This is a genomic window from Shinella sp. JR1-6 (assembly GCF_004284735.1).
In the GTDB taxonomy this organism is placed as follows: domain Bacteria; phylum Pseudomonadota; class Alphaproteobacteria; order Rhizobiales; family Rhizobiaceae; genus Shinella.
This window is the reverse complement of the sequence record NZ_SHMI01000070.1, coordinates 1-7,399: the sequence shown is the minus strand read 5'-3', so window position 1 is coordinate 7,399 and position 7,399 is coordinate 1. Positions and strand designations below refer to the sequence as shown.

Genomic DNA, 7,399 nt, shown 5'->3' with positions numbered 1-7,399 from the left:
TTGAGATTGATCTGCTGTTATCGGCATGGTTGGCCTCCAGAGAGTTTTCTAGCGACCTCACTCTGCCACGGTGCAGGCCGCTACTCACCCCTGATGGGATCTCAAGACCGCCAGCCGGAACGCATGGCCTGTTAATCCGTTCCGATGAAGCGCTCCACGCGGTCGCGATGACTGCAGGTCTTTATCACGACTTCGCACTCTTGTTGGGAAAACTGAAGGTGACCGCATCACGCTCTGTCCTGTCCTCAATCCAATTTCTATCGACCTCCAGTCGTGGGGCGGTATACTCCCCTGCCCCATCCTCTGACAGGAGGCCTCATGCCATCCGAACCCCGTTCGCCTCGTCTTGCCGTTCTCATCGATGCCGACAATGCCTCTGCGAAGATCGCGGATGGCCTGTTCGAGGAGATTGCCAAGATCGGCGAGGCCAGCGTCCGCCGCATCTACGGTGATTTCTCCAGCGCGCGCTCGAAGGCCTGGGCCGAGATATTGGCCAAACATGCGGTCATACCACAGCAGCAGTTTGCCTATAAGACGGGCAAGAACGCTTCAGACATCACCCTGGTGATCGATGCCATGGATCTCCTCCATAGCGGTCGTTTCGACGGCTTTTGCCTAGTTTCCTCCGATAGCGATTTCACGCGGCTTGCCGCGCGCATCCGTGAGCAGGGAATAGATGTGTTCGGTTTCGGCGAACAGAAGACGCCGGAGAGCTTCCGACAGGCTTGCCGGCGGTTTGTCTATACCGAAAACCTTATGCCTTCCGCGCCCGCGAATGAAGTGGAATCCACTGTGACGGCGAAACCCCTGCAGCAGCTATCTGCTGCAGTGCCGATCATCCGCAAGGTTATTGCGCAGATGGAGAGCGAGGACGGCTGGGTGCCCCTTGGCGCGGTCGGGACCCAGCTTGCAAATCTCGCGTCCGACTTCGATCCGCGCACCTACGGCTTCCGGAAACTCAGCGACCTAGTACGTAAGACGAACGCTTTCGAGATCGACCATCCGCAGGGCGGACTGTTGCGTATCCGGATCAAGCCACAAGCCAAGTCAAAACCAAAAGCAAATCCGTCGTAGAGCTGCCGGCGGCCCACGCAGGTGAGGCGATTGGTGAAGAGAATTGCTGACGTAGTCGCGGAACTGACGAGCGCGGCGGACGAGGTGCAAACACTCTCCGAAGGCGAAAAGCTTCGACTGCTCGGATGTGCCTACGTCACGATCAAGGAGGGCTGGGATTTGCTCGGGGAGTTCGGGCGGCTTCAGGAATCCGCCGAGGCTATGGATCATTCAGGCGGGAGGGATGCCGGTGTATCTCTACGACGATGAGATGAAGGCAATCTTACTCAAGGCGGCAAAGGTGATCGGGCAGATCGAAGCCGCGATGAAAGCGAATGAAGTCGAGGGACGGGGCGCGAGGCCGACGACGGATGCGTGATGACCACGTTGGCGTCATCACCGATCCTATGCCCCTACTGTGCGTCGTCTGCCTTCGCTCCGCTCGCTTGCGCGACGCGTAGATCCTCTTCCGTAATATGGAGATTGGTGCCGGTCGCGCCTTGTCGGTCGAATTTCTCGCTTGCGATGCTTTCGAGCAAAGTCCTATGCCGTTTGAGCAACCCGACCGGGCCAAGCGAGGCCTGATCGAGTTGCTGCAGTGTGCTGGCATAGATGAAGACGTCGACGGTCATTCCGTCGGACGTCTGCATTGGCCAGAACAGCCCGAGTTCCTTCGGCGTCGATGCGCCCTGCTTTCTGATAAGCGGCATTTCGTGTCCCGCATGCATGTCTGTTGATGGGGAGATCCGATGCAGCGGGGGCTGCGAGACCTCCCCAGTTCTTCCGCTTGAGTCGGACGAACGGTGCTCATCTGGTGCACCACGACAGGAAGTCAAACGTTCGTCGCAATCATGGTAGGTGTAATGCCGAAATGAACGAATGGCGCTCGACCCTTTCGGGGAGCGCCATTCAAACCCGGACGACCACAAACGCGCGACTGAGTACAATCGCTGCAGGCAGTCATCGATGACGGGCGTTGAGCGATAGATGGGGGGAGGGCGTCAGACATTCAAGGCCGTCCGAAGCATCGGGTGCTCGAATGGGTACACCAAGGCATGCATCGCAAATGCCGCAGCCATCGTCGTCCATCGGCTGGTCCGCCCGCTCGCAACAGAGGCAGACGACAGAGCATTGGAGCCGGCCATTGTTTCCGCTCGGCACCAAGATTTCGACCGTATCATTCGACACGATATTTATGACGGGTTCCTGCATCGCAGCTACTCCAATGACCTCCGCAGCAAGAAATAAGAGCCGTGCGGCGCTTTGCAATAGCTCGCGAGATCACGCGCGAGCTCGGAAGGGGATGGACTCTCTCGGCGTCACATGATGTTCTGACGTTCGGAGGGACAGGTATGGCGTATGAATGGGATCCTCGGCGCGCGAGACGCGCCCGCCTGATCAGGCTTGCGGCGGCGGTCGCGATCAGCGCGTCGGCAATCACGGTGCCAGTCGCGGTCCTCCTGGCCGCCGCACCGATCTGACGGCGTCATCCGAAAGGACGATCCTTTCGAGCTTTCCCGCTTCGTTGCAGCACAAGACCGCGTCTTCGAGACGGTGCTCGCTGAACTCAGGGCCGGACGCAAGCAAACCCATTGGATGTGGTTCATCTTCCCGCAATTGCGCGCGCTGGGCAGGTCTCCCACCGCGGACTTCTACCGCATCGGCTCTATCGAGGAAGCCCGGGCTTATCTCCGACATTCGGTACTTGCTGACAGATTGGCGCGGGCCACTGATGCGGTGCTTGGAGTAACCGACCGTTCCGCCCATGATATTTTCAGTTCGCCCGATGATCTGAAATTCCGCTCATCGATGACGCTGTTCGGCGAAGCTGCCGCTGAGGACGGGGAACGTTTCCGGCTCGCTTTGGAGCGCTTCTTTGCCGGCGAGCCAGATCGTCGTACTCTCGAACTCATAGGCGGCGGCAAATAACCGCCGCGTGCCGCAGAGGTCGATCAGATCGCGCGAACATCTTCCGCTTTCGACTTTCCGGTCTTGCGATCCTGACCGATGTCATAGCTGACCTTCGTGCCATCTTTCAGAGGCCCGCCCGACAGCACCGCCGAGACATGGACGAATACATCCTGCCCGCCATTGTCGGGCGTGATGAAGCCAAAACCCTTGTCCTGATTGAAAAACTTAACGGTGCCCGTCGCCATGGTTATCCTCGTGAAACAAGCGGCGTCGACGCCGCCGGCAAATATTATGGATCGGCTGACATTGCCGCAACCATTCATCCTCGATAGCACAACCGTTTTCGGCATGCCCGGCCTTGCGCGGGGGCGGAATTTGCATTTCTGTGCGAGACATGTCTCTCTGCGCATGACCAAATGCGTGTACCTGGAGCCTCGATCATTTGAAGAAGCCACAAAAGAATTTTGTCGTTGAATACAAGGGTGCGCGTCGAAAACTCACGCCGCAATCCAACTCAATCTGGGGCAACGTCGATTTGCGCCGGTTCGCCGAGGATGGCGGCACGGCGGAGGCATCTAGCGTTGAAGGGCTTCGCGCCGATTCAGATGCGGCGACGCACGAGGTAGCCCACGCGCCCGCGTTGACAGCAGATCTGCAGCAAAAAACAACATCAATCTTTGCACTGGAGGAACAGATGGCCGACGACACAAGCATGACCGAACAGGTGTCCACCGAACCCGAAACTGCTCTGCCAAAGGCCCCTGAGCCCAAGAAGCGAGGCCCGCGGACCAAGAAAGTGGCGCCGGAAACCGCAGCTTCTGATGCTTTGGGCGACGCGCCCGCTGTTAAGAAAACACGGGCTAAGAGGGGTAGCAAGAACGCCGCAGCCGAGGTAAAGCCAGCTGCTCGTCGTGGCGGACGCAAAGCCAAGGCTGCTGTCGAGTCGACTGTCGAACCCGCCACGCAGGCTGTCTCGCCTATCACAGCGGCTGGTGAGGAGATGGAGGATCTGCTTCAGCTCGAGCAGGAAAACCAGCGCCTGCGCAAGCTGCTTGCGGAAAAGCTCCGCGCGGAGAATGCTGATCTCCGCAAGCGACTCGGTCTCTTCTGAGCTGATGTCGGAGGATTGGTCGGCTATCAGGCCGGCCCTCCTCTTCAGTGCGATTTAGCTCGACCGCTGACAACGGGCATCTTCGTCTCCGCTGCCCAATGGGTTGCCGGGGCGTACGACATGATGGGAGTTGAAAAGCGATGGTAAAATCGCCCTGGAAACTTCTCACCGGATTGCTGTCTCGGGGAAAGACTGCGGATCAGCACGACGTTGGCCACGCCAGCTTCACCGAGATCCCCAAAGAGGTCGAAGGGCCAGGAGCCAATTCGACCGCTTCTGAAGCATCGATAGGGGGCGAGCCTACACCTCAGCCGAAACCATCGGCCGCGTCGCAAGGTGGCAAGGGCGAAGCCGGTGATCGTCAGGAGCCACCGCCGTCAATGGCAGCAGAGGTGGCTGACTCTGTGTCGGCCGATGAAGCCATCGCCTTGGCCCCGGATCGCACTGTGGTGATCATCGGCGCCAAACGTCGAAATCCGCCGAATAGGGCCCCGCGCGTGACCCGGAAGAAGGCCAAGGTGGAGTTGCCGGGTCATCCCAGGGACGCGGACGCGGCTATCGCCTTGGCGGAGAAAGCGGTTGCAAAGGAACCAGATCCAGTTCGGACGCTGGACAGCGAGATCCGGAAACTACGGTTCCAGCTGGCAGTGAAGCTCCGGCTTCAAAATGATCAACTGAGGCAGATGCTCAGCCGTTTTGAATCGAAGTGAGCTTTTTGTCGATCCGGGTCATTGTACGACTTTGCCAGCTCATATCTGCTTGCGACTATCCTGGTTTAGAAGGTCGCCCGCATCAACCGCCGAACCAATAAAGCGAACAAGGCACTTGCCTCGGATTTCGACCTGCCGATCTTCGATCCGCGGGAACCTAAATCTGCAGCTCGAGCTGATTGGCCTCACTCACCTCGTCGTCCATGAATGAAGAAAGCGTGACGCCGAGCAGGCGAATACCTTTCGACGTCGGGAACAAGGGATCGAGGAGCGATTGGCTAATGGCTTCGAGATCATCCATCGTGGCGATGGGCACTGCACTCGTCTTGCTGCGGGTGATGATCTGGAAGTCGGCATATTTGACCTTCAGTGTGACTGTCCGCCCATGAAGGCCATTGCCCTCGCAATGCCGCCAGACCTTCGCGGCGAGGGGTGTGATCTCGGCGCGCGCGGCCTTCGGATCGACGATGTCGACCATGAACGTGTCTTCGGCGCCGACGGACTTGCGTGGCCGATCCGGTTGCACCACCCGATGATCGATTCCGCGGGAGATATTGTAGTACCAGGCGCCGGATTTGCCGAAATGCTCCTGAAGGAAGGGGAGCGATTTTGCCTTGAGGTCCGCTCCGGTTTCAATTCCAATCGCTGCCATCCTCTTCGCCGTTGCAGGCCCAACGCCGTGGAATTTCTTGACGGCCAGCGCCTCGACAAAGGCGGGGCCATGCTTGGGCGTGATAACGGCCTGGCCGTTGGGCTTGTTGAGGTCCGAGGCCATTTTTGCGAGAAACTTGCAGTAGGAAATACCGGCAGAGGCATTGAGCCCGGTCACTTCCTTGATGCGGGCGCGAATCCTGGTGGCGATCTCCGTCGCGATCGGAATGCCCTGTTTGTTGTCGGTGACATCCAGATAGGCCTCGTCGAGCGACAAGGGCTCGATCAAGTCGGTGTACTCGGCAAAAATCGCATGAATCTGCGCGGAAACCGCACGGTAGACGTCAAAGCGTGGGGGGACGAAGATCAGGTCTGGGCAGCGACGTTTAGCGGTAATCGAAGGAAGAGCGGATCGCACGCCGAAAGCGCGCGCCTCATAGCTTGCCGCCGCCACGACGCCGCGGGCAGCCGAACCGCCAACCGCGACAGGCTTACCGCGCAGCTCGGGATGATCGCGCTGCTCGACCGAGGCATAGAAAGCATCCATGTCCACATGGATGATGCGCCGGACCCGCTCGTCGCGGTCCGGTTTTTGATCCATCATCTCGATCGACGTGACGGGCTGCATGGCTCACTTCCACATCGACCGCATGCGCGCACCGACATCGATCCGGATCTGTCGCGCGCTTCGCTCACTGGCCGCGGCCGAAACCTTCGGCCAGCTTGTCGTCTCGAAATATTGCAAGAGCGTGGCCGGGATGAAGCGCGTTCGCGACGCATAGACATGACGATCACCCGTGGAAGACTGGCCGTGCGTAAAGAAACGCTGCGGCGTAACCAGGGTGAGATTGTCGCGCGCCCGCGTCATGCCGACATAGAGCAGCCGGCGCTCCTCCTCGAGCTCCTCTGTCGTGCCGACGCCGAGGTCAGACGGAATGCAGCCGTCAACGACGTTGAGCATGAACACCGCCCGCCACTCCTGCCCCTTGGCCGAATGTATGGTCGATAGGATCAAGTAGTCCTCGTCAAGCAGCGGCACGCCGGCCTGATCGCTGGTCGCGTCGGGCGGGTCCAGGGTCAGCTCCGTGAGGAACCGCTCGCGGCTGGCGTAGCCGCTGGCAATCTGCTCGAGCTGGACAAGATCGTCCTTGCGCGTGTCGGCGTCCTCATGGATGCGATCGAGATGCGGCTCGTACCACATCCGCACCGTGCCGATCTCCGCCGGCCATCCCGCGTCGGCCTTTCGCAGCGCCGAGACCAGCGTCACGAAGGCTGGCCAGTCTTCGCCGGTTTTGGCGGGTGGTGGAATTTCGGCGAGCGACTGCAAGGGCTCGGGGTCGGCGGCAATCGTGTCGAGGATTTTGCCAGCCGTCTGAGGCCCGATACCGGGCAGCAGCTTCAGCACCCGGAATCCGGCAACCCGGTCGCGCGGATTTTGCGCAAACCGCATGACCGCCAGCAAGTCCTTGACGTGCGCGGCATCGAGGAATTTGAGGCCGCCGAATTTCACGAAGGGAATGTTGCGGCGGGTAAGCTCGATCTCCAGTGCGCTGCTGTGGCTTGAGGTTCGGAATAGGGCCGCTTGCTGCTTCAGCGTAATCCCGATTTCACGGTTTGCCAGCACCTGCTCGACGATATAGGCGGCTTGATCGACCTCATCCTTGACCGTCACCAGCATCGGCCGTTGCTCCGAAGCGCGGTCGGTCCAGAGGTTTTTGGTGTAGCGTTCCCGCGCAAGCTCGATGACACCGTTGGCCGCCGCCAGGATCGGTTGGGTCGAACGGTAGTTGCGGTCGAGCGTGATAACGTCCGTTGGACGTGGCGAGAATTCTTTCGGGAAATCCAGGATGTTGCGAATGGTGGCCGCGCGGAAGGAGTAGATCGACGGTGGCGTCGCCTTAACCTGACGTAGGACGCAATCATTTCTTTGTCCTGAATTTCAGGCTTGGATCGGCAACGCGAT

8 protein-coding genes and 1 pseudogene are annotated in these 7,399 nt (G+C 59.6%); 5 read left to right on the top strand and 4 right to left on the bottom strand.

The genetic code is table 11. From position 1 onward, the window contains the following. The first annotated feature begins 318 nt into the window (after window positions 1–318). Window positions 319–1,074: an NYN domain-containing protein gene (locus EXZ48_RS33780; protein ID WP_130521416.1), complete on the top strand. Its 756-nt coding sequence runs from the start codon at window positions 319–321 to the stop codon at window positions 1,072–1,074. A gap of 229 nt (window positions 1,075–1,303) precedes the next feature. Next, window positions 1,304–1,432 carry a hypothetical protein gene (locus EXZ48_RS35870; RefSeq protein WP_256370939.1) on the top strand — a complete coding sequence of 43 codons (129 nt, stop codon included), beginning with the start codon at window positions 1,304–1,306 and terminating at the stop codon, window positions 1,430–1,432. A 34-nt stretch (window positions 1,433–1,466) separates the two neighbouring features. Here the strand turns inward: EXZ48_RS35870 and EXZ48_RS35170 are convergent, their stop codons facing one another. Further along, a complete protein-coding gene (locus EXZ48_RS35170) occupies window positions 1,467–1,763 on the bottom strand; it encodes a hypothetical protein (RefSeq protein WP_165909509.1) in 297 nt (98 codons plus the stop codon). Between the two features lie 778 nt (window positions 1,764–2,541). On the opposite strand from EXZ48_RS35170, the gene EXZ48_RS33765 reads away from it, so the two are divergent. After that, entirely contained in the window at window positions 2,542–2,982 is a 441-nt protein-coding gene (locus EXZ48_RS33765; protein ID WP_050747050.1) for a DUF1810 domain-containing protein, read from the top strand. Window positions 2,983–3,005: 23 nt separating this feature from the next. On the opposite strand, the gene EXZ48_RS33760 is transcribed toward EXZ48_RS33765, so the two are convergent. After that, window positions 3,006–3,209, bottom strand: coding sequence for a cold-shock protein (locus EXZ48_RS33760; RefSeq protein WP_050747045.1), 204 nt, complete (start codon window positions 3,207–3,209; stop codon window positions 3,006–3,008). Between the two features lie 197 nt (window positions 3,210–3,406). Between EXZ48_RS33760 and EXZ48_RS33755 the strand changes: the two genes are divergently transcribed. Both EXZ48_RS33755 and EXZ48_RS33750 read left to right on the top strand, forming a co-directional pair. Continuing rightward, a complete protein-coding gene (locus EXZ48_RS33755) occupies window positions 3,407–4,075 on the top strand; it encodes a hypothetical protein (protein WP_082342960.1) in 669 nt (222 codons plus the stop codon). Between the two features lie 140 nt (window positions 4,076–4,215). Continuing rightward, window positions 4,216–4,785 (top strand): hypothetical protein, encoded by a 570-nt coding sequence (locus EXZ48_RS33750; RefSeq protein ID WP_130521412.1) that lies wholly within the window; start codon window positions 4,216–4,218, stop codon window positions 4,783–4,785. Between the two features lie 157 nt (window positions 4,786–4,942). Here the strand turns inward: EXZ48_RS33750 and dinB are convergent, their stop codons facing one another. Both dinB and EXZ48_RS33740 read right to left on the bottom strand, forming a co-directional pair. Further along, window positions 4,943–6,064 carry a DNA polymerase IV gene (gene dinB / locus EXZ48_RS33745; RefSeq protein ID WP_245290311.1) on the bottom strand — a complete coding sequence of 374 codons (1,122 nt, stop codon included), beginning with the start codon at window positions 6,062–6,064 and terminating at the stop codon, window positions 4,943–4,945. 3 nt (window positions 6,065–6,067) lie between these two features. Next, window positions 6,068–7,321, bottom strand: a pseudogene (locus EXZ48_RS33740) (ATP-dependent helicase); the annotation flags it as partial. Window positions 7,322–7,399: the final 78 nt, after the last annotated feature.

Excerpts from the sequence above, each read along its gene's own strand:
- dinB (WP_245290311.1), bottom strand. The coding sequence starts at position 6,064 with ATGCAGCCCGTCACGTCGATCGAGATGATGGATCAAAAACCGGACCGC.
- EXZ48_RS33760 (WP_050747045.1), bottom strand. The coding sequence starts at position 3,209 with ATGGCGACGGGCACCGTTAAGTTTTTCAATCAGGACAAGGGTTTTGGC.
- EXZ48_RS33750 (WP_130521412.1), top strand. The coding sequence starts at position 4,216 with ATGGTAAAATCGCCCTGGAAACTTCTCACCGGATTGCTGTCTCGGGGA.
- EXZ48_RS33780 (WP_130521416.1), top strand. The coding sequence starts at position 319 with ATGCCATCCGAACCCCGTTCGCCTCGTCTTGCCGTTCTCATCGATGCC.
- EXZ48_RS35170 (WP_165909509.1), bottom strand. The coding sequence starts at position 1,763 with ATGCCGCTTATCAGAAAGCAGGGCGCATCGACGCCGAAGGAACTCGGG.